The following is a 22511-nucleotide window of genomic DNA, read 5'->3' on the forward strand; positions in this document are numbered from 1 at the left end:
CGCGGCGGTCTCCCGCCGGGTTCGGTCGGAGCCAAGCCTCTAGATCTCGTCGTTGACGGGTGGGTCGCCAGCCGGCGGGGACTGTCGTTCCGGAGCGAGAGCGCTCTCAGGTTATGGTGACGTCAGCAGTATCGAATCATACCTGCCCGTCATAGCTCCAACCCCTGGGATGCTCCCCCGGTAGCGGAACGAGGATTCCAGCCGGCACATGACAAGTCTGCTGATCTTCCCTGTCCCCGGTGTCGGCCAATATTTGGGGACCGCAGGCGAATGGGAACTAGGAAGGTCGCTTAGTAACTGTAGGTGAAGGACCGTACCGTTACGGCCATTCAAGTCCTATTGCAGTGGTTTCACGTGAAACGTCTGCCTGCTCCGGGATACGAATGGAGATTTCCTGCATTCGACTCTCGCGATGATCCAGGCATGTGCACCATCACGCTATTGCTTCCGTGGTCGGCCGTTGTGGTCCCGGGGCTGCAAGCATCGCGCGACTGGAGAGCAGTGACAGAATCAGGCGACGGCCGTTGTGAGACCGCACCGGAGGTGGTCAAGGAAATGTGCGACGTCGGAAGCGGGCAAGTCCGTCCGCACAAAGACTCCAGGCATCGGCTGATCGAGCGGACGAATCCTTTGAGAGTACCTGCCTCAGCAGGGAGCGGCTTTCAGTCGCATTGGGCACGTGCAGTTAGTCGTGCTTCGTTCCCCTTAGCTCCAAGTGCTCAGCAAAGTAGCGAGAGGTACTCCCAACTCGCGGGCAGACGCGCAGAATGGGCGGGTCCTCGATCCCCCGGTACGGGCAGTTCGTTTCACGTGAAACATCTGGGAACGACCACTAGCCATTGGGGGTTCCTGGGATTACTCGCACTGGCCGGTCCCGCATGGGTATGCCCCACGCTGGGTGGTGTTTCACGTGAAACAGCTGGGGTATCTCTCTGCAAGAAACGAGGAGTACAGGCTTGTGCAGACTGGCTCGTTGTGCAACTTCAGGACAATTGTCGACTTCCTGTGCGAACACGCGGGCTTCCGAGAATGAGAACCGAGGATTACCGATTCAGATGTCGTCATCGATGCGGGGAGATGGCTAGGTATGTGGGTGCGTTCATTTCCGAGCTGTGCGCCCAACCGCCTCCTCCCACTCCTGCAATCACCACAGGGCAGGACGGATCACACGCCATGTCTGCCCACGGGAGAATGTTCCCGTTCCCCGGAAGGTCCCGCGCCGCATTTTATCCGCGTGTTTATGACCCGCTCTATGATCGGCACCGTGGATACTGGAGTCACCATTTTCGCGTCGCTCCACTGTCGGCACTGTAGGCTGCCACGCGCACGAGTTCTCGTGGAGGAAGGAACGAGTGACTAACTAAGGGTTGTGGGCGCATCACGGATCTTACGCACCGTACGATTTGCGCCGTGCAGAGCTACTGCGGCGTGGGGTGGGCATCGCCCCCTAATCGGTGCTGAGGCCGGGGCTGCAATACCGAGTGCCCGAAAAGCTCCTCTGACGCAATTGTTTGGTGCCTGCCCTGTTGGGCAATTCTTTACAGGTAGCGACCAACGCCGGGACGCCAAGCGCGTTTGAGCTTAGGGACGGAGCAGGCTGAACGAAGGCGACATTCTCGGCTCGATGAAACCTGTACCAGGAGCGGACGAAGGTGGCAGGCGCTTTGGGTTGATTTACGTCTTTCAGAGCACGACGCGGGTCGTTCACGGCAAGCACCGTTTGGCTTGGAGCCCTGCTTTGTCTGACAGCAAGTGACGAGCTCGAGCTACAGGCGCCGCGGCTCCTTAAGTGTTTGTCCCCTTACGGCTTGAATCGCATCGTCGCCGAGTTCCGCCGCTGCCTGGCGCGCCTCTACTGGCTGTTTCGGCTTGCTTGCGGATGAAGCCGCCACGTCCATACAGGCCCTGCTTCGGCCCGTGGATTTGGCAACGAACGCAGTGCGTCATTCTGGCGCATCGTGGTTTGCGGGCGAAAGGAATAGGTAGTCTGCGGTGAAGTAGCTGTTGATCGGCCAGCACCTCAGCGTTTCACGTGAAACAAAGCGGTGGACTTGGGCGGCTAGCATTTTCTCTTTGACTCGGCTTGCCCAGCCGAAGCAGCGTCCGGCCTCCTGGGCTCGGGCGCCGCTGGAAAGCAGACACTCCTAGTTGCTGAAGAATTGGCGAGGTCTTTGCATTCACGAACCAAGAGCCTCAGGACTGGTTGGAATGGCGACCGTAATTGAAGTTTCTTAGTGGGCGCCGGAACATAGCATGCCGGACAGGCTCGGGAGCATGTGTGCCTCTTAGAGCCGATCTGAAGAGGCTGCCGCAGTTGTGGCGGTATTTCTCAAAGGATCGGCTCGCGGAGTTTCACGTGAAACATCAGCACGCCGTTCATCCCTCCGGCCGACGACCGGTTAGTAGACCGCGCTGCAACGCTCCAGAAGACCCGTACCCCTGGCTTCGGTGGCAGCCCAGAGCGCGACGACGACCATCCGCAACGCGAGGGCTAGCGAGCGAAGAAGTGCTCGACACGAAACCGTTACCGGGCTGCAAATGCACGATCGACACCGCACCACCTCGCGCCAGTCCTGTAGATAGACACAGGGACCACAAAAAAGGTGGCCATCACTCCCCTGGGAGTGATGGCCACCTTGATTAACTCTGATGAGAGTTGCCTGTGAAGTTTCCTCGCACAGGCAAGCCTCGACTAGGACAGAACGTCCGCGAATTCCTTTTCGAAGAACTGCTTTGGCTTCGCACCGATTACCGTGTTCTTCACTTCACCGCCCTGGAACAGGTAAACGGCGGGAATGGAGGTGATGCCGTACTCAGCAGCGATGGCGGGGTTGTCATCAACATTCACCTTGACGACATTGACCTTCTCGCCGTACTCCACCGAGATCTCGTCCAGAATAGGACCGAGCTTCCGGCACGGCCCGCACCATTCAGCCCAGAAATCAACGATTACCGGCTTGTCAGCGGCGAGTACGTCAGTGCTGAAACTTGCATCAGTTACATCTTTAGCGTTGCTCATGACCCTTGTCTCTCTCTTCGAACGGAATTCAGCGCCGGTCAGGCGTGAAGGTCTGCGAGGTAGTGCTCGACGTCGATCGCCGCAACACAGCCGGAGCCCGATGCAGTGATCGCCTGGCGGTAGGTGGGGTCCACGACGTCGCCGGCCGCGAAGACGCCCTTGATGCTGGTGCGCGAGCTGCGGCCCTCGACCGCGATGGTGCCCTCAGCCGTGATCTCGAGGCTGTCCTTGACGAGTTCGGTGCGGGGATCGTTGCCGATGGCCACGAAGACGCCGGTCACTGCCAGCTCCGACTCGGTACCGTCGACCAGGTTCTTCAGCTTCAGGCCGGTGACCTTGTCTCCGCCGAGGACATCCTCGACCGTGGTGTTCCACACGAAGTTGATCTTCTCGTGGGCCAGGGCGCGGTCACCCATGATCTTGGAGGCCTTCAGCGTGTCGCGGCGGTGCACCACCGTGACGGACTTGGCGAACTTGGTCAGGAAGAGCGCCTCCTCCATCGCGGAGTCTCCGCCACCGATCACTGCGATGTCCTGGTCCTTGAAGAAGAAACCGTCGCAGGTTGCACACCAGCTGACACCGTGGCCGGAGAGGCGCTTTTCGTTGGCCAGGCCGAGTTCGCGGTACGCCGAGCCGGTGGACAGAATGACGGCGCGGGCGCGGAAGGTCTCCCCCGTTGCGATCGTGACAGTCTTGATGTCGCCGTCGAGATCCAAGGCGGTGACGTCCTCGAACTGGATCTCTGTGCCGAAGCGGGCGGCCTGCTTTTCGAAGTTCTCCATGAGGTCCGGACCCATGATGCCCTCCGGGAAACCCGGGTAGTTCTCGACATCCGTAGTGTTCATGAGCTCACCGCCCGCAGTGACGGAGCCAGCCAGAAGCAGGGGCTTCAGGTTGGCGCGGGCCGTGTACACGGCGGCCGTGTAGCCAGCGGGGCCGGAGCCGACGATGATGACATCACGTACTTCTGACGCGCTGTTTTCTGCGGTGCTCACTGAACGATGAACCTCTTCCTTTGTCGATGCGCCAGCCTTCCGGCCGGCCACATGGCACAACTGATTGGCAGTATGGAATATTCCAAACGTGTTTGGAGGCAGGCGAAAACGCCCGTGCCTGCACGGAACCACCGCCACGGGACTCTCCACAAGGGTACCGCCTCCGCCAGCCCAGGGCATGCGGGTTACGCCTGGCAGGAACCTGGATTGCCTTCCTGCCTTTGGTGGAGCAGCGTCCCCTACTGGACCTTGATCTCCGCGAGCCTCAAGCCATAGCCAAACCGCGTCTTGGGGGCGGCCAGCTTGGGCAGGTTCTTGATCGAGACAATGACGTACTGGGCGGTCACCGGCTCGGCCAGCGGCATGGTGAGGTCAGGCGAGGTAAAGCTGTTGGTTCCCACCTGCTTTGCCCCGTCGAGTGAAGGCCGGTCATTGGTGTAGACCGTGATGTTGCCGCCCGAGGCACCCAGCTGGTTCAGGGTTATCGAAGAGACCTGGGACGGGCTCTTCAGCTTCACAACCAGCGGGACACCCTCCGGAGCAAGGCCACCCCAGTCCTCGGTGGCGAACTCCATGTCTGACCAGTAGCTGGCCGCGTTTCCGTCGAAGACCTTCCCGAGGTCGTCGTCGTAGTTGGAAGCGAAATCAAAGCTGCCCTGCCGGGTGATCCCTTCAATCGCGGGCGGCCCTGCCGCCGGGGCGGTGGTCTTAGTGGGCGCGCCGCTGCTCGGCTGGGTAGCGGCCGACGGCGACACACTGGTCCCGGTGGTAGCTTCCGCTTGCGGTGCAGGCTTGAAGAGGCTGCCGAGGTTGGTCACGGCAAAGATCAGTCCGACGATCAGGACGGCGGCCAGCAGGCCCCCCACAAGCCACCGCATGGAACGCGGTTCCTTCTGCGGCTCGTCGTCTTCCTCGTCGTAGTAGTCGGCAGCGGGAGCGGCGCCGGTGCGTGCATGGGAAGGGAAGGTGCCGGCACCGCGGTCCTGCCCGTGCGCGTCGCTGCCTTCGTCGTCGTACCCGTCCTCGGGGACGTAGTCATAGTCGTTCTCCGACCACAGCGACACCTTGGACGAGTTGTGCCCGTCCCCGGAAGCGGCGGCTGCACCGGCGGCGGCACCGGCACCGGCCGCAGCTGCACCGCCCGCGCCGCGTGCCGAGTTTCCGGAACGGTTGGTCTCGCGCTGCAGGAGTGCCTGCTCAACGTTGCCGTGCGGGACGGGTTCCCGGTTGGCGTCCTGCTCGTAGCCCTTGCCGGGCTGGACCGGCTGCGGTGCAGTGGTCTCCGGGATGCCCTGTGTATTGCCCCGCGAAGCGGCGGCACCGGCCGTGCCGGCGGCAGCTGCAGCACCGGCGGCTGCAGCACCAGCGGCGGGCCGGGCGGCCGGAAGCGGCGGGACGACGGGAGCCTTCCGCGCCGGTGGTGCGGGTACCTGCTGTGCAGGAGCCTGCGGCCCGCGCCCCTGGGAGACTGCCGAACCCGGGGTGGACCGGCTGGCGGGAGGGCTGGGCGCGGCGGCTGGGTACTGCCCGCCCGGCCGGGTCTGGGCTTCGCCGTAGTTGATGTACCCGGCTTCGACCTCGTCGTCTTCGTCGTAGGTTTCCGGCTCATGGGAGCGCGCCTGGCCGAAGATTTCGCTGCCCAGGGTGTCCGTGAAGAACGGCTCCACATAGGGCGGGTTGGAAGCAACCACAAGGTCCAGCAGATCAGCGGCGGAAGTGTGGTTGGTGATCAGGTAGGTCGTGGCGTCGCTGACCCCAAGGTCAAGGATCTGCACGTTCCCCGGGCGCTCCCCCATGGCCACCTCGCGGGCGCTCTGGGCCACCTGGTCGGCGTTGTAAGGGCCTGCCACCAGGATGCTGACCGGGCGGTTCAGCACCTGGTCCACACCGTCCAGCACCAGATCCTGGTCATGCGAGCTCAGCACTGTGGCCGTGACCTTGTAGCGGCCGCCAAGTACTGATCCGACATCGATCGGGTGGGACACGTGTTCCTCCTAGCCTGTCCGGGAATTGCTTCTGGCCCTGGCGATGCATCGCCAGGGATGGCCTCCGGTAATGCCGGCGGACCCTTGGTCTGCAACTACCCTTGTTCCCCTCGATCCTAGCCGATGCAGTGCAACGGCCGCGGAAGACGGCGCTGGCCGGCTCCCGTGAGGACTACTTTTTCTTCCTCCGCCGGGACGGGAAATGGGGGTTCTGACCGGGGGTTCCCTGGTAGGTCCGGCGGCCCGGAAGAGGGATTTCCCCCCGCAGGACATTCCTACGGGCCGTGCCTGGGGTGTCCTCCTCCGGAAGGTAAGTGACGCCGTCGTACTCCTCCGGCTGGGGCGCAGGCCCGGCACGGAAGGAGGCGGAATCAAACTCGCCGGAAATCCTGGGAATCAGGCCGGTATCCGACGAGACCGTGGCGCGCTCCGGCGTCGTGCGTCCCCCGGATGCTGCCCCGGCGGATCCTGGGGCACCGGAAGCCCCGGCGTTCGCCGCGGCAGAGGGGGCAGCACCGGAACCGCGGCCGAGCCGCCCCAGCAGCGGGCGGAGGAGGTCGGCCAGTTCGGTGACGCGGAACAGCCTTAGCAGCAGCAGGTACGCAGCCAGCATCACGGGGCCGACGACGACGATGGTTACCAAGGCGGCTGGCCGGCTGCTCCAGGCGAAACCGACGGGGCTGTAGCTGCCCATGAGCCACAGGGCACCCACACCGGCAATCGCCGAGCCGAGGGCGGCGTAGCCCATGCGGATGTACGAGTTGATGATCCGGGGACCGTCAAGGTGCCCCAGCAGACGGCGCAGGAAGATGGCCGAGACGATTACCGAGAGGATGTTTCCGCCGGTGTAAAGGACGGCGATGGCGAAAATAATCTGGTCGATTGGCAGGAACTGGATGAAGAACGCGGCAACCACGTTCACCAGGGCCAGCACCAGCTGGATGTAGAACGGCGTGCGGGCGTCTTCGTTGGCGTAGAAGACCCGGGACATCATGAAGTTTGCGCTCATGAACGGCGTGCTGAGCGCCAGGATGGTGAGGGTCTGAGCCAGCATCACGCCGTCGGTGCGCAGGCCGCCGGAGAAGAACATGCCCAGCGGACCGGCCAGGGCGAACAGTGCCAGCGCGCCGAACACCGTGGCCACCGCCATGGTCCGCAGCCCCTGCGACAGGGCTTCCCGGAGTGCCGCCCGGTTGCCCTCCTGGGAGGCATGGGTCATCCGGTTGAACAGCACAGTGGCCAGCGAGAGCGCGATGATCGAGTGCGGCAGCAGGTACAGCTGGCTGGCCACTTCCAGCACGGCGTTACCGGGGAGCATGGCGGCGGCGGGGTCGCCCGCCTCCTGCAGACGGAGGCGCTCGGCGCCGGGGATGGTGGCGATGCGCATGACGTACAGGAAGGCGAGCTGCCCGACGGCGGCCGTCAGGAGCGTCCAGACGCTCAGCTTTGCAGCCTGGCCCAGCCCCACCCCGCGCCAGCCAAAGCGGGGGCGCAGTCCAAGCTTCAGCCGCAGCACGGGAATCAGCAGGATGGCTGTCTGGGAAACGACGCCGAGGGTGGAGAAGCCGGCGACGAAGAACGTCTGCGTGTCACCCCAGTTGTCCAGCGAATGAGGGTTCACCACGTTGGCGCCGAAGATCCAGATGAACATGCCGAGGCCGGCAATGGCCACGATGTTGTTCAGGATGGGTGCCCACATGGCCGGGCCGAAAGCCCCGTTGGCGTTGAGGACCTGCGTCAGCAGCGCGTACAGGCCATAGAAGAAGATCTGCGGCAGGCACCAGAAGGCGAAGGCCACCGCCAGCGCCCGCTGTTGCGGCGAGTAGCCCTGCGTGGTGAGTTCGATGACCGCCGGCGCGAACAAGGTGACCAGCAGGGTCAGGGACAGGAGCACGAGAACTGCCAGCGTGAGCAGCCTGCTGATGTAGTCCGCTCCCCTGTCCGGGGCTTTGCTGGCCTTGATGATCTGCGGCACCAGCACGGCGTTGAAGACGCCGCCGGCCACGAGCAGGAAGATCAGGTTGGGCAGGTTGTTGGCGTTGATGAACGTGTCATTAACTGTCGAGCCCAGGCCCAGCGCCGCACCCAGCATCCAGGTCTTGCCGAAGCCCAGCAGGCGTGAAACCAGCGTCCCGGCGGCCATGATGGCGCTGGAACGGGCCTCGCCGGGCTGCGCGGCGCTGGAGGCAGCCTCGCTGGCGGGCGTCACACCCGGCGGGGTTTCACCCGGCTGTGAAGGCTGGTCGGAGGGCGAATTGACTGCTGACATCGTCTTCATCGTCTCACCCGCGTGCTGATATTGCGGCACACATAGGGGCACCAGGCAGGCATTGCCGGACGGTCAGAGGTGCTCGGGAAGGACTTCGCGTGCCAGGTCGGCGATGCGGCGTTCGTTGGGAAACGAAAGCTTGCGGGCAAGTTCGTGGATGGGAACCCAGGCAACATCAACCGCTTCCTTGTCAGGATCGTTTTCGATGGTGAGTTCGCCCCCGGTGGCGCGCAGCAGGTAGTGGTGCACCGTCTTATGCACACGGTGCCCGCTGACCGTAAACCAGTAATCGATGCTGCCCAGCGGGGCCAGGATGTCACCGTCAATGCCGGTTTCTTCGGCGATCTCACGGACCGCGGCTTCCTCGTTGTTTTCCCGGCCCTCCGGGTGGCCCTTGGGCAGGCACCACTCCAGCCGTCCGCCCCTATTAAGGCGGGCGATGATCGCAACCCTCAGTTCGTCGTCGGACGTGTCCACCACCACGCCGCCGGCGGAGATCTCCTCCACTGTGGGGAGCGAGGCCGGGGCCGAGTGCGGTGCAGGCGCGACGTGGGCACCGATTGCCGACGGCAACGGTGGGTTCGTCCTCCTGCCGGGAGCGCTCGGTACTGGATGGGCCATGGAGTCCACTCTAACGACTCTTGCCCCGCCTTGATGACCGGGACATGGCTTGCAGGTGGACTGCACGTGACGGGCCTTGGCGGCGCCGTCGCACAATGACGGGATTTGGTGCGGTGGGGCCCGGTTTTCTGACAAGCTTAAGTAACTATGGCGCACGCACATCAAAAGACTGATCTTCACACCGTCGACTTCCAGGTGGACCCGGTGGTCCTGGAACTCGGGCAGCGGTTCGTGGATGCCGGTCATGAGCTGTCGCTTGTTGGTGGTCCGGTGCGGGACCTGTTCCTGGGTCGCACCTCCCCCGACCTCGATTTCACGACCGATGCCACGCCGGACCAGACCGTGGCGCTGATCAAGAAGTGGGCGGACAACTTCTGGGAGATCGGACGCGCCTTCGGAACGATCGGGATGCGCAAGGCCGGCTTCCAGATCGAAATCACCACGTACCGCGCCGAAGCCTACGATCCCGAATCCCGGAAGCCCGTGGTGGCCTTCGGCTCCTCGCTCACGGACGACCTTCTGCGCCGCGACTTCACCATCAACGCCATGGCCCTGCGGCTGCCCTCGATGGAACTGGTGGACCCTTTCGGCGGGATCCGCGACCTCCACGGTTCCGTGCTGGCCACTCCCGGCGCCCCCGAGGCGTCCTTTTCCGACGATCCCCTGCGGATGATGCGGGCAGCGAGGTTCGCCTCCCAGCTGGGTGTGGCGGTGCGGGACGATGTCCGCACCGCCATGACGCGGATGGCCGAGCGCATCAGCATCATCTCGGCCGAGCGCGTCCGCGATGAGCTGGTCAAACTCGTCTGCGGCCGGCACCCCCGGGTGGGCATCGACCTGCTGGTGGACACAGGCCTGGCCGAATTCGTGCTGCCAGAGGTGTCCGCGCTGCGGCTGGAGTCCGACGAGCACCACCGCCACAAGGACGTCTACCAGCACTCCCTGCAGGTCCTGGAGCAGGCGGCTGCGATGGAAACTGATTCCGACGGCGCCGTTCCCGGCCCCGACTTCGTCCTGCGGTTTGCGGCACTGATGCACGACGTCGGAAAGCCGGCTACGCGCCGGTTCGAACCGGGCGGTGCGGTCAGCTTCCGCCACCACGACATGGTGGGGGCCAAGCTGACCACGAAGCGGATGAAGGCGCTGCGCTTCGACAACGACACCATCAAGGCCGTCGCCCGCCTTGTGGAGCTGCACATGCGTTTCTACGGCTACGGGGACGCAGGGTGGACAGATTCGGCCGTGCGGCGTTACGTCACGGATGCCGGTCCCCTGCTGGAGCGCCTGCACCGCCTGACCCGCTCCGACGTCACCACCCGCAACCAGCGCAAAGCCGACAGGCTGTCCTTCGCCTACGACGACCTCGAAGCCAGGATCGTGGCCCTTCGCGAGCAGGAGTCCCTGGACGCGGTCCGGCCGGACCTGAACGGGGCACAGATCATGGCGCTGCTGGACCTTAAGCCCGGCCCCGTCGTCGGCAGGGCCTACAAGTTCCTGCTCGAGGAACGGATGGAAAACGGCCCGCTGGATCCTGCCGATGCCGAATCCCGGCTTCGGGCCTGGTGGGCCGAGCAGCCCGAATCCGCTGCTCCTTCTCCTGAGGCTCCCGCTTCCAGCGCTTCTACTTCCGGCGCTTCCGCCAACCCAGCCGCCGACGTCGAATCTTCCCTAACTGAGGAGTCCAAGTGACCGCCGCCAACCTCGCCCGCCCCCAGCTGTGGATCCTGCGGCACGGCGAAACCGAATGGTCCAAGAGCGGCCAGTACACGGGACTGACGGACCTGCCCCTGACTGTGGAGGGCGAGCAGCAGGCAGTCGAGGCGCGCAGGATCCTGGACGCCGTCGATTTCGATCTGGTCCTGACCTCCCCGCTGCGCCGTGCCCGCCGGACCGCTGAACTCGCCGGTTTCCCCGACGCCGTCCATGAACCCCTGGCCGTGGAATGGGATTATGGCGACTACGAGGGCATCAGCTCCGACCTGATCCGCAAAGACAACCCCGACTACCTCATCTGGACCCACGGCGTTCCCAACGGCGAAAAGCTGGAGGATGTAGCCGCGCGGGCAGACAAGATCATTGCCCGCGTGCTGGAGTCGGGGCTGGACAATGTCCTGATCGTGGCACATGGCCACTTTTCCCGGATTCTCACCGCCCGCTGGCTGGAACTGGAAGCTGCTGAGGGCAGGCATTTCCTGCTCGGAACAGCCAAGGTCTGCACGCTCGGCTGGGACAAAAGAACTCCTGTGGTTCTCCGCTGGGGCCTGTAAAAGGATTTTTTCCAGGTTATTTTAGATTTCTCCGAAAATAGATAGTCAACCAGATCATTTCTGGTGTACTTTTATTCCTGACCCCAGAGCGGCCTGCCGGGGTCACCGCGCACGTTGTCCGGCGAGTCAGCCCGGCACCGTCCAGGCAGAAAAGGAGGTTGGGGAAATGATTACTTTGACTAGCGGATGGAAGATGACCATCACCGCGTTCCCGGCCTTCCTTGCTGGCCCGCGCCCTCTTCACGGACTCGCCCAAGCCTGAACCCGACTCCCCTGCCACCTCCCGTCTTTGATGGGAGACAGGCGGGACATTGGCGGACAATTCTGCCCGGGCTCAGGAACTTTGACCCGGGCCCTCTGATGTAGCGGAACGGGCGGTTGCGCAGCTTTCCCATAATTCGGAACCCTGCTTCCCGTTGGCTTGCCGCACTTCTGTTCTCTCGGGTTAATTGCCGCTTTTGCGGACCCATTTCCTTACCGGGCATTTCTTTGCCTTTTTACAGCCATTTCTCCGCATGCCCAAGTAGCTCTAATTGGCATGCCCGAATTGCTTCAGCACTTTTCGAAGGGAGGTGAAAAACCATGCTCCGCAAACTCCAGGAGATTCTTTCGCAACTCCAGTTCGACGGTCAGTTGCTCGACCAGAAACGCGAGGATGTCTACATGCTTATGCATCAGCAAGTGAGCAGCCTGCGCTGACCCCACCGGTAAGCTCGAGACCATGCAGGAGACACAGCCGCCGCCCGATCAAAAGCTCGCGCGCCTGGTGGTGCCGAGCCGCAGCGACCGGCTTCTGCGGAACTTCACCGAGCTCATCGGCGGGCCCCTGGGCGCGCGGTCCGCCCCGGGGGTGGTCGCGCCGGGTTTCTTCACAGTGGAACGCGTGCTGATCATCCTGACTGTGCTCGCCGCCCTGGCCGCTATCGCCGTCAAGGACTACTGCCGCGTGAACGGGTGGGAGACGCCGTCGCAGTTCTATGCGACCTGCTACTCGGACTTTCCTGAACTCTTCCGCAACAGGGGGCTGGCGGACGGGGTATTTCCATTTTTCACGCCGGGCGCCCTTTTCGAGTATCCGGTCCTGATGGGCCTGATCGCGGGGATAACGGCCCGCCTGGTGCCCGGCGAGGGAGTCACGGACGCCCGGATCCTCGGCTATTTCGATGTCAATGCCACCCTGATCGCTGCCGTGTGGATAGTTACCGTGCTGGCCACGGCCCGCATGACGCGCCGGCGTCCCTGGGACGCGGCGATGGTGGCGCTGGCCCCCGGCATCGTATTGGCCGGCACGATTAACTGGGACATGTGGGCGGTGGCCATGCTGGCGCTCGGCATGTACTTCCTGTCCCGTGAGCGGCTCGTGCTGGCCGGCGTCCTGATCGGACTGGGGACCGCCACCAAGCTATACCCCCTCCTGGTCTTCGGCGCGATTTTCCTGTTGGCGCTTCGCACCGGGAAGATCCGCTCCTTCGTGGTTCCTGCAGCGTCGGCCGCCCTGGCCTGGCTCGCCGTCAACCTGCCCATTGCCGCCCGGGACCCGGCCGGCTGGAAGCACTTCTTCGAGTTCACGCAGGACCGTCCCGCCGGCTACAGCTCGCCATGGTTTGCCTACAACCTGGTGGCCGGAAGGGTGCGCTGGACTCCCCTCACCCCGGAGGCCATCAACACGCTGGCCCTGAACGTGTTTCTGCTGGCCTGCGTCCTTATAGCGGTCCTGGCCCTGACCGCCCCGCGGCGGCCGCGGATCGCCCAGCTGACCTTCCTGATCGTGGCGGCCTTCATCCTCACCAACAAGGTCTACTCGCCCCAGTTCGTTCTCTGGCTCGTGCCGCTGCTCGCTCTGGCCCGGCCCAGGTGGCGTGACTTCCTGATCTGGCAGGGCATCGAGGGGCTGCACTGGGCCGCCGTCTGGATGTATCTTGGCCAAGTGACCAGCGGCGGCGTCTCTCAGCACAACATCGACATGCCGTACTACGTCCTGGCCGTAGCGGCACACATGCTGGCCACTGCCTATCTCATGCTGCGGGTCGCCTGGGACATCTGGGACCCGCGCTACGATCCCATCCGGCGCCACTCCATGGATGACCCCCACGGCGGCCCCTTCAACCACGCGCCTGACTGGTTACGGATCGACCTGCTCCGGCCCTCTGCATCGGTGGTTCCCTGGCGTACGGTTGCCCGCGATGCCTGACGTCGCCGTCGTTGGTTCCGGCCCCAACGGACTCGCCGCCGCCGTCGTCATGGCGCGGGCGGGACTAAAGGTGCACGTATACGAGTCGGCCGACCAGCTCGGCGGGGGATCCCGGACCTCGGAGGTCATCGAGGAAGGGCACTGGCACGACGTGTGCTCCGCCGTGCACCCCATGGCACTCGCCTCGCCCTTTTTCCGCGCGTTCGAACTTCCGAGCCGGGTGGACCTGCAGCTTCCGCCCGTGCAGTTCGGATCACCGCTGGACGGCGGCCGTTCTGCCGTGGCTTACCGGTCGCTCGACCGGACTGCCGACGAGCTGGGCCGGGACGGCCACGCCTACCGCAGGCTCCTTGCCCCGCTGGTGCGGCACATTGACGGCGTCGTGCAGACCACGTCCGATCAGTTACTGCGGGTACCGGGCCACCCGCTGGCTGCCGGCATCCTGGGGCTGCGGACCCTTGAGCAGGGCTCGCCCCTCTGGAACCTGCGCTTCCGGCAGGACCGGGCACCTGCCCTGCTCAGCGGGGTCGCAGCCCACGTGGTGGGGCGCCTGCCGTCCCTGTCCGGGGCGGGGGCCGGCCTCCTGCTAAATGCCTTGGCGCACAGCGGGGGCTGGCCCATTCCGGTGGGCGGATCCTCCGCTATCGCCAATGCCATGGTCAAGGACATCGAAGCCCATGGCGGCGAGCTGCAGACGGGTTTCCGCGTCACGTCGCTGGGCGAACTGGAACCAGCGAAGGCAGTGCTGCTGGACGTTGCGCCTCCGGCCCTTGCCCGCATCGCCGGCAGCCGCCTGCCTGCCTCCTACCGCCGTGCGCTGGAATCCTTCCGGTTCGGCAACGGCGCGTGCAAGGTGGACTTCATCCTGTCCCGGCCCGTCCCGTGGACCGCTTCCGAACTGGCAGGAGCCGGCACGGTACATGTGGGCGGCACACGGGCGGACATGACGGAGGCGGAGAACGCCGTGTCCGAGGGCCGCCACCCGGAGCGGCCATATGTCCTTGTCTCGCAGCCATCCGTGGTTGATCCCGGCCGGGCTCCGGAGGGCAGGCACATCGTCTGGTCCTACTGCCATGTGCCCACGGGGTCCACTGTGGATATGGGCCAGGCCGTCATGGACCAGCTGGAACGTTTCGCGCCCGGGTTCCGTGACGTCGTCGTGCGGCACAAGGTCACAACGGCGGCGGAACTGGCCGAGTACAACGAGAACTACGTCGGCGGCGACTTCAGTGCCGGCCTCCTGGATCCCCGGGGGCTGGTGCAGCGGCCGGTTGTCTCGCCCGTCCCTTGGCGGACTCCAGCGCGCGGCGTCTATCTGTGCTCCTCGTCGACGCCGCCGGGGCCGGGCGTCACCGGCATGCCCGGATTCCACGCGGCGAAGTATGCCTTGAAAGACATATTCGGGCTGGACGTCCCGGCACTGGGTCTCTAGCCGCTGCGTCCTGTGCCCGGCCGGAACGGACACGATAAGTCCTTCCCGAGCGTGTCCGTTTCATGTTGCCGTCTTGGCTCATATAGGGGAGCCGCCGGGGGATAATAACGCGGTGGGGAACAACACTAAAAAACTTTCACTTGTCCTTGCCGGCCTTATCCTTGCCGGTTCACTGGTGGCCTGCGACGACGGCCGCGGGGGCGCGGAATCTGCAGCGAAGCAGCTGGCATCCGCGGTCGCCGGCCTGGACCTGCGCCCGGTGGCCTTCGACGGGCGCGATTCGAACGTGGCCCACGACCAGCTCAACCAGGTCTTCAAGGCGCTGGCGCCGGCCAAGCCGTCGGTGGAGGCAGGGGAGCTGACGCTCGACGGCGACACCGCCCGCTTCCCGCTGAATTACAGCTGGAAGATCTCCACCGGCGAGTGGAAGTACACCGTCTCGGCCGACCTGCGGAAATCCGGCGATAAGTGGCTTACAGTATGGTCCCCGGGGATGCTGGTCCCGAACCTGGCCGAAGGGGAGATCCTCAGCAAGTCCACCCAATCGCCACCCCGCGCCGACATCCTCGGGGCCGGCAACCAGAAGCTCGTCACCTTGCGCCCCGTGGTCAATGTGGGCATCGACAAGCCCCAGCTCGGTGGTGCCGATGCCGCAGCTTCCGCAAGGAAGCTCGCCAGTCTGGTGGGCGTTGATCCCGACGCCTATGTACAGCAGGTGGAGGCATCAGGGGCGGAAGCGTTTGTTTCCGCCATCACCCTGCGCAACACCAGCGACCGTGCCGTGACCGACGCCGAGATCGAGGCCATCCCGGGCGGCAGGGCCATCCCCGGCGAACTGCCGCTGGCACCAACACGGACCTTCGCCCGCCCTGTCCTGGGCGCGGTGGGTGAAGCCAGTGCAGAGCAGATTGAAAAGTCCAACGGCGCCCTGACAGCCGGGGACGTCATCGGCACGGGCGGGCTCCAGCAGCAGTACGACGCCCAGCTCCGCGGCACGGACGGCACCGTGGTCCGCGTGCAGCGCGCGGACCTGACCCGCGAAGAGATCCAGTCCGCACCAACGGACCCGCGGCGCACCGTCTTTGAGGTCCAGGCAGTTCCCGGCAAACCGCTGCAGACCTCCCTCGATACGAAGCTGCAGCAGCTCGCCGAAGACACCCTCGCGGACGTCAAGCCGGCGTCGGCCATCGTGGCGCTCCGGCCGTCCACGGGAGAGGTGCTCGCCGCCGCGTCCGGACCCGGAAGCAACGGCTACAACACGGCAATGCTCGGCCAGTATGCGCCGGGATCCACCTTCAAGGTGGTGGACTCCCTGGCCATGATCCGCAACGGATTCACCCCCGACTCGACGGTCGAATGCACGCCCACGCTCACCGTCGACGGCAGGAAATTCAAGAACGCCGAGGGCTACCCCAAGGACTCGCTTGGATCGGTGACCCTGCGGGATGCCTTCGCCCACTCCTGCAATACGGCTTTCATCGCCGCCCGGGACAAGGTCACCCAGGCCCAGCTGGAATCGGCCGCCACCTCGCTCGGGGTCGCCGTGGAGGCCCCGAAGCTGGGTGCCGAGGCGTTCCTTGGCTCCGTTCCCGGCGAGGCTGAAGGCACCGAGCACGCGGCCGCCATGATCGGCCAGGGCAGGGTGCTGATGTCCCCGCTGGCAGCCGCCGTAATGGCAGGTTCCGTGGCCAAGGGCTCCCCCGTGTCCCCGGTCCTGGTGCAGGAGAGCGCCCCCGCATCGTCGTCGGCCAGCCCGGCGGCGACAGCGGAAGGTTCCGCCCCGTCGTCGACCGTCACAGCGGAAGCACCCGCGAAAGCCGCCCAGACCCCGGTGACCCAAGCGGAAGCAGCGTCCCTCGCGGACATGATGCGGGCGGTGGTGACATCCGGCCACGCCGGATTCCTGGCCGAGGTCCCCGGCGAACCCGTGGGTGCCAAAACCGGAACCGCAGAATTCGGTAACGCCAACCCGCCCAAGACGCACGCCTGGATCATTGCCGTGCACGGCGATCTCGCCGTGGCCGTGTTCGTCGAGGAAGGCGGACTTGGCGCCACCACCTCCGGCCCGCTGCTGAAGAAGTTCCTGACCGCCGCCGGGTGACAAAACTCCAGGCGGCGGGGCGTGGGAGAATTGCCCGGTGGCCCATATTGACGTTTCCGGCATCGACTACTTCCTCTCCGACGGCACCCAGCTGCTCAACGGGGTGACATTCAAGGTCCCGGACGGCACCAAAATGGCGCTCATCGGACCAAACGGGACGGGCAAAACCACGCTGTTCCGCATCATCTCCGGTGACATCACGCCGGACGAAGGCGTGATCGGCCGCTCCGGCAACATGGGCATCATGCGGCAGTTCGTGGGCCAGGTCCGCGACGACTCCACGGTCCGCGACCTGCTGGTGTCCGCCGCGCCACCGGCGCTGGCGGCTGCGGCCCGGGCCGTGGATGAGGCGGAACTGGCCATGGTGGAGCACGACGACGAGCCCACCCAGATGCGCTACGCCCAGGCGATCGTCGACTGGGGAGACGCCGGCGGATACGACGTCGAGACCGTCTGGGACGAGGTCTGCATGGCCGCCCTGGGACTGCCCTTTGACCGCGCCCAGCACCGCCGCGCGTCGACCCTTTCCGGCGGCGAGCAGAAGCGTCTGGTGCTCGAGGCGCTCTTCGCCGGCCCCGACGAACTGCTCCTCCTCGACGAGCCGGACAACTACCTTGACGTTCCGGGCAAGCGCTGGCTCGAGGACAAGCTCAACGAATCGAAGAAAACGGTCTTCTTCATCAGCCACGACCGGGAGCTGCTCAACAACGCTGCCGGCCGCATCGTCACCCTGGAGCCGGGGATCAACGGCGCCGGCGCGTGGATCCACGGCGGCGGCTTCGGCTCCTACGTCGAGGCGCGGGCAGACCGGAATGCGCGCTTCGAGGAGCTTCGCAAGCGCTGGGACGAGGAGCATGCCAAGCTCAAGGAACTCGTCAACATGTACAAGAACAAGGCCGCCTTCCGGTCCGACATGGCCAACCGCTACCACGCAGCGCAGACCCGGCTGGCCAAGTTCCTGGAGGTCGGCCCGCCGGAAGCGCTGCCGATCGAGCAGAACGTCCAGATGCGGCTCAAGGGCGGGCGCACCGGCAAGCGGGCCATCGTGGCCGAAAAGCTGGAGCTGACCGGCCTGATGAAGCCCTTCTCCACCGAGATCTGGTTCGGGGACAGAGTGGGCGTCCTGGGCTCCAACGGTTCCGGCAAGTCTCACTTTCTCCGGCTGCTCGCCACCGGGGGCACCGATCCGGAACGGGAACACGTTCCCGTGTCGGATGTCGAAATCGCCGAAGTGCCGCACGAAGGCACCGTGAAACTCGGCGCCCGGATCCGGCCCGGCTTCTTTGCCCAGACCCACGTCCGGCCCGACCTCATGAACCGCACGCTGCTGGACATCCTGCACCGCGGCGACGAGCACCGTTCCGGCCTGGGCCGGGAGGCCGCCGCAGGCGCCCTCGACGGCTACGGGCTGGCCGGCCAGTCGGAACAGAAGTACGAGTCGCTGTCCGGCGGCCAGCAGGCACGGTTCCAGATCCTGCTGCTGCAGCTCTCCGGCGCCACCCTGCTCCTGCTCGACGAGCCCACGGACAACCTGGACCTGCACTCGGCCGAGGCCTTGGAGCGGGCGATCGACCACTTCGAGGGCACGGTCCTTGCCGTTACGCACGACCGCTGGTTCGCCCGCACCTTCGACCGGTTCCTGGTTTTCGGCTCCGACGGCAAGGTGTACGAGTCCGCGGAGCCGGTCTGGGACGAGAAGCGTGTGGAGCGCGCCCGCTAAGCACCCGCATGGCTAGAGTTGTCGAATGACCGCAACCCAGCAGCTTGCCGACCGGCAGGTCTCCTCCGCCGCCCTCGCCACGTTCATCATCTTCGGTGCCAACGGCCTGGTCTTTGCGAGTTGGGCGGCCAGGATCCCGGCTGTCACGGAGATCCTGGGGATCTCGTCGGGGCAGATGGGCACGCTGCTGCTGTGTACCGCCGTCGGATCGCTGATCGCGCTGCCCACCGCCGGGCAAGTTATCAACCGCCTCGGCACCGCCAACACCGTCCGGGCTGCCGGTTTCCTCGCCGCCCTGGCGGGTGTGGGCATTTCCGTGTCGCTGCTCGCTGAATCGGTGCCCGGAACAGCAATCGGGCTCTTCTTCTTCGGCATCGGGATCGGGCTGTGGGACGTGTCCCAGAACGTTGAGGGGGCCGACGTCGAGCACCGGCTCCGCAAGACCGTGATGCCCAAGTTCCACGCGGCCTTCAGCGGAGGAGCCTTCCTGGGTGCGCTGGTCGGGGCAGGTCTCTCGGGACTGGGCGTGGGCCTGCCGGTGCATCTGCTGGTCATCGCCGCGCTGGTGGCGGTTCTGACGTTCGTGGTCCCCCGGTACTTCCTTCCCCACACCGCTCCTGAACAGCCCGCCGACGGCGAGGCCAAGGCGGCGCGGGGACCGTCGGCCTGGCGGGATCTGCGCACCCTGCTGATCGGCGTGGTGGTCCTGGGTGCCACGCTGACCGAGGGTGCCGGCAACGACTGGATTGCCAAGGCGGCGGTGGACGGGCTGGGAACCTCCGAGGCCACGGGTGCCCTGCTCTTCGCTCTCTTCGTGCTGGCCATGACCGCCATGCGTTTCTTCGGCGGCACCGTCATCGACAGGTACGGCCGGGTGGCCGTGCTGCGCGGCAGCATGGCGGCGGCCGCAGCCGGCCTGGCCCTGTTCGTGTTCGCCGGAAACCTCTGGCTGGCGGCCGTGGGCGCTGCGCTCTGGGGAGTGGGTGCTGCCCTGGCCTTTCCGATGGGAATGTCGGCAGCGGCGGACGATCCGCGGCATGCTGCGGCACGGGTGTCCGTGGTGTCCACCATCGGCTACGTCGCCTTCCTGGCCGGTCCCCCGCTGCTCGGCTACCTCGGGGACGTCACCGGAATCCACATGGCACTGCTTGCCATCGGTGTGCCCATCGTGGTCGCCCTGGTGCTTGCCGGTGCCGCCAAGCCGCTTTCCGTCAGGAAGTAACCTGCCTGCCGGCAGCATCTGGAGGAAGCAACCGCGAGCCGCGCAAGCCGAACCGGAACACGCGGCGGTGGCGGCGGTAGGGTGGGGAAATGCGACGAATGCTGCACCGGGGACCGGGCTGGGTTGCCGCCATGGACCGCATGCTGATGCGGGCCATCTCGGGCTTTCCGGGCGGGCACCATGACACCTTTTTCCGCCGGCTCTCGGCCTCGGCGAACAAGGGAAAGCTGTGGTTCGGCGTGGCAGCCGTGGCCGCCGCCATACCGGGGCGCACCAGGCGCGCGGCGCTGCACGGGTTACTGGCCCAAGGGGTGGCGTCGGCCGTGACCAACCTCGTTTTCAAGACCCTCCTTCCCCGCGCCCGGCCGTTGCCGGAACATCTGCCGGTGTTCCGCTTCGTCCATCCCCAGCCCACGAGTTCGTCCATGCCCTCGGGCCACTCGGCCTCCGCCGTGGCCTTCGCGCTCGGCACCGGAATGGTGCAGCCGGCACTCGGAGCGGTGGTGGCTCCGGTCGCAGCCGGAGTTGCATACTCCAGAGTGCATACAGGCGCCCACTGGCCCTCGGATGTGCTGTTCGGTTCGGCGATCGGGGCCGGCGCTGCACTGGTGACAAGGAAATGGTGGCCCGTTCGTCCCCCCACACCCGCCACATCCAGACGGCGGGTGGAGGTAGCCAAGGTCCCGCAGGGCGACGGCCTCAGCATCGTCGTTAATACGCTGGGCGGATCCTTCACGGAGGAGACGGCGGCAGCCCTGAAAGAAGTATTCCCACTCGCTCATATAACGCTCGTGGCACCCGAGGATGACGTTGTCCAGCGCATGGAAGAGGCAGCCACCGTGCCTGGTATCCGGGCGCTCGGGGTGTGGGGAGGCGACGGCACCGTGGGCACCGCTGCGGCGGCCGCCGTCGAACATGATCTTCCACTGCTGGTTCTGGCCGGCGGTACCCTCAACCACTTTGCCCGGGACGCCGGGACGCCATCCATCGTTGAAGCCGTAAAGGCGGCAGAAAACGGGGAGGCGGCCCTGGCGGACGTTGGTGCCGTCGCAGTGGAGCGGGGACTCGCCGATGACCCCGAGAGGGTGGAGCTCACCATGCTCAACACCGCGAGCATCGGGCTGTACCCGAACCTTGTGCGCCGCCGTGAACAGCTTCAGCCTGCCCTGGGTAAACCGCTGGCCGGCGTCGTGGCGATGTTCCGGACTTTCGCCGTGGAGAAGCCGATCACGCTGATGGTCAACGGCGTCCGGCACAGGCTGTGGATCATGTACCTGGGCCGGGGCCGGTACTACCCGAGGGACCACGCCCCGCTCATCCGCCCGGTACTGGACGACGGCGTGCTGGATGTCAGGATGATGACAGCCGATGAGTCCTTCGCCCGGCTGCGCATGCTGTGGTCCGTGCTGACAGGAACGGTGGGGATGTCCAAAATCACCCACCTGAGCGAAGCCACCCGGGTCCGGGTGGAGTGCGGAACAGCGCCCATGGTGCTGGCGGTGGACGGCGAGGCCATACCGGGGGTCCGGGCCGCCGAGTTCACCCTGAAACGCGCCGCCCTGCGCTACTACTCCCCGCAGGAGGACAGCTGACGAACGGCCCCTCATCCCACCGGATGATGAGCGGACCCCTGATTTGCCCCTGAATCATCCCTGAGACCGGCGAATTGGGCGGGCCGCGTCGGTAGCGTGGAACGTGCACACCAGAGAGCATGCCCGCAGCTACGCAAAGGAACGCTTCCATGATTGAGGCAGAAGGCCTGACGAAGGTCTACGGCGACAAAACCGCCGTCGGCGGCGTCAGTTTCACCGTCCAGGCCGGACAGGTCACCGGGTTCCTGGGACCCAACGGGGCCGGCAAGTCGACCACCATGCGCATGATCATGGGCCTGGATACTCCGACGGCGGGAACGGTGACCGTCAACGGCGTACCGTTCGCCCGGCACAAGGCGCCGCTGCGCGAGATCGGTGCCCTGCTGGACGCCAAGGCGGTCCACACGGGCCGCTCGGCGTACAACCACCTGCTGGCCATGGCCGCCACCCACAGCATCCCGCGGAAGCGGGTGCACGAGGTCATCGAGATGACAGGCCTGGCGGACGTGGCCCGGAAAAAGGTCAAGGGCTTCTCCCTCGGCATGGGCCAGCGGCTGGGCATCGCCGCCGCCCTCCTCGGTGACCCGCAGACCATCATCCTGGACGAACCCGTCAACGGCCTCGACCCCGAAGGCGTGGTCTGGGTGCGGAACCTCGTGAAGTACCTCGCTTCCGAGGGACGCACGGTGTTCCTCTCCAGCCATCTCATGAGCGAGATGGCCATGACAGCGGACCACCTGATCGTGATTGGCCGCGGAAAGATCATCGCCGACGCCGCCATCAGGGACATCATCGCGGGCAAGGGACAGAGCCGGACGCGGGTGCGCTCGGACCAGCCGGACAGGCTCATGCACGTCCTCGCCGGAACGGGGGTCTCTGTGGAGCTGCAGGACCACGAACTCCTGGAGGTCACGGGTCTGGATCCCCGCCAGATTGCCCGGGCTGCACTGGACAACCAGGTGCTGGTGTATGAACTCACGCCGCTCCAGGCCAGTCTTGAAGAGGCCTACATGGAGCTGACCAAGGACGAGGTCGAGTACCACTCACTGATCACCACGGGAACTCCGGTTCCTGCCCAGGCCGGAGGCAACTGACCC

At 65.5% G+C, this 22511-nt stretch carries 14 protein-coding genes; 9 read left to right on the plus strand and 5 right to left on the minus strand.

Annotated elements, in window-relative coordinates:
- Positions 1-2692 precede the first annotated feature (2692 nt).
- The 5 genes from trxA to BWQ92_RS10435 all read right to left on the minus strand — a co-directional run bounded on the left by trxA (position 2693) and on the right by BWQ92_RS10435 (position 8841).
- Entirely contained in the window at positions 2693-3019 is a 327-nt protein-coding gene (gene trxA / locus BWQ92_RS10415) for a thioredoxin (RefSeq protein WP_076799444.1), read from the minus strand.
- A 38-nt stretch (positions 3020-3057) separates the two neighbouring features.
- Positions 3058-4014, minus strand: coding sequence for a thioredoxin-disulfide reductase (gene trxB, locus BWQ92_RS10420; RefSeq protein ID WP_076799445.1), 957 nt, complete (start codon positions 4012-4014; stop codon positions 3058-3060).
- A 239-nt stretch (positions 4015-4253) separates the two neighbouring features.
- A complete protein-coding gene (locus BWQ92_RS10425) occupies positions 4254-5999 on the minus strand; it encodes an ABC transporter substrate-binding protein (RefSeq protein WP_076799446.1) in 1746 nt (581 codons plus the stop codon).
- A 172-nt stretch (positions 6000-6171) separates the two neighbouring features.
- Entirely contained in the window at positions 6172-8268 is a 2097-nt protein-coding gene (gene murJ, locus BWQ92_RS10430; RefSeq protein WP_076799447.1) for a murein biosynthesis integral membrane protein MurJ, read from the minus strand.
- 72 nt (positions 8269-8340) lie between these two features.
- Positions 8341-8841 carry an NUDIX hydrolase gene (locus BWQ92_RS10435; protein ID WP_076799448.1) on the minus strand — a complete coding sequence of 167 codons (501 nt, stop codon included), beginning with the start codon at positions 8839-8841 and terminating at the stop codon, positions 8341-8343.
- 195 nt (positions 8842-9036) lie between these two features.
- On the opposite strand from BWQ92_RS10435, the gene BWQ92_RS10440 reads away from it, so the two are divergent.
- The 9 genes from BWQ92_RS10440 (at position 9037) to BWQ92_RS10480 (ending at position 22508) form a co-directional block, all read left to right on the plus strand.
- Entirely contained in the window at positions 9037-10578 is a 1542-nt protein-coding gene (locus tag BWQ92_RS10440; protein ID WP_076799449.1) for a CCA tRNA nucleotidyltransferase, read from the plus strand.
- The gene (locus BWQ92_RS10445; RefSeq protein WP_076799450.1) at positions 10575-11156 is read left to right on the plus strand and encodes a histidine phosphatase family protein; all 582 of its coding nucleotides are present in this window, start codon (positions 10575-10577) and stop codon (positions 11154-11156) included. Before BWQ92_RS10440 ends, BWQ92_RS10445 begins: the two co-directional genes overlap by 4 nt.
- Before the next feature lie 721 nt (positions 11157-11877).
- Positions 11878-13347, plus strand: coding sequence for a glycosyltransferase family 87 protein (locus tag BWQ92_RS10450; protein ID WP_172804274.1), 1470 nt, complete (start codon positions 11878-11880; stop codon positions 13345-13347).
- Positions 13340-14779 (plus strand): phytoene desaturase family protein, encoded by a 1440-nt coding sequence (locus BWQ92_RS10455; RefSeq protein WP_076799451.1) that lies wholly within the window; start codon positions 13340-13342, stop codon positions 14777-14779. The genes BWQ92_RS10450 and BWQ92_RS10455 overlap by 8 nt, the downstream gene beginning before the upstream one ends.
- 112 nt (positions 14780-14891) lie before the next feature.
- A complete protein-coding gene (locus BWQ92_RS10460; RefSeq protein WP_076799452.1) occupies positions 14892-16880 on the plus strand; it encodes a penicillin-binding transpeptidase domain-containing protein in 1989 nt (662 codons plus the stop codon).
- A gap of 37 nt (positions 16881-16917) precedes the next feature.
- Positions 16918-18600 (plus strand): ABC-F family ATP-binding cassette domain-containing protein, encoded by a 1683-nt coding sequence (locus tag BWQ92_RS10465; protein ID WP_076799453.1) that lies wholly within the window; start codon positions 16918-16920, stop codon positions 18598-18600.
- A 25-nt stretch (positions 18601-18625) separates the two neighbouring features.
- The gene (locus tag BWQ92_RS10470; protein ID WP_076799454.1) at positions 18626-19822 is read left to right on the plus strand and encodes an MFS transporter; all 1197 of its coding nucleotides are present in this window, start codon (positions 18626-18628) and stop codon (positions 19820-19822) included.
- A gap of 89 nt (positions 19823-19911) precedes the next feature.
- Positions 19912-21414 (plus strand): bifunctional phosphatase PAP2/diacylglycerol kinase family protein, encoded by a 1503-nt coding sequence (locus tag BWQ92_RS10475; RefSeq protein ID WP_076799455.1) that lies wholly within the window; start codon positions 19912-19914, stop codon positions 21412-21414.
- 149 nt (positions 21415-21563) lie between these two features.
- The gene (locus BWQ92_RS10480) at positions 21564-22508 is read left to right on the plus strand and encodes an ABC transporter ATP-binding protein (RefSeq protein ID WP_076799456.1); all 945 of its coding nucleotides are present in this window, start codon (positions 21564-21566) and stop codon (positions 22506-22508) included.
- The last annotated feature ends 3 nt before the right edge of the window (positions 22509-22511 follow it).

It is taken from the genome of Arthrobacter sp. QXT-31 (genome assembly GCF_001969265.1).
Classification (GTDB): Bacteria; Actinomycetota; Actinomycetes; order Actinomycetales; family Micrococcaceae; genus Arthrobacter.

Excerpts from the sequence above, each read along its gene's own strand:
- trxA (WP_076799444.1), bottom strand. The coding sequence starts at position 3,019 with ATGAGCAACGCTAAAGATGTAACTGATGCAAGTTTCAGCACTGACGTA.
- murJ (WP_076799447.1), bottom strand. The coding sequence starts at position 8,268 with ATGTCAGCAGTCAATTCGCCCTCCGACCAGCCTTCACAGCCGGGTGAA.
- BWQ92_RS10440 (WP_076799449.1), top strand. The coding sequence starts at position 9,037 with ATGGCGCACGCACATCAAAAGACTGATCTTCACACCGTCGACTTCCAG.
- BWQ92_RS10450 (WP_172804274.1), top strand. The coding sequence starts at position 11,878 with ATGCAGGAGACACAGCCGCCGCCCGATCAAAAGCTCGCGCGCCTGGTG.
- BWQ92_RS10455 (WP_076799451.1), top strand. The coding sequence starts at position 13,340 with ATGCCTGACGTCGCCGTCGTTGGTTCCGGCCCCAACGGACTCGCCGCC.
- BWQ92_RS10470 (WP_076799454.1), top strand. The coding sequence starts at position 18,626 with ATGACCGCAACCCAGCAGCTTGCCGACCGGCAGGTCTCCTCCGCCGCC.
- BWQ92_RS10475 (WP_076799455.1), top strand. The coding sequence starts at position 19,912 with ATGCGACGAATGCTGCACCGGGGACCGGGCTGGGTTGCCGCCATGGAC.
- BWQ92_RS10480 (WP_076799456.1), top strand. The coding sequence starts at position 21,564 with ATGATTGAGGCAGAAGGCCTGACGAAGGTCTACGGCGACAAAACCGCC.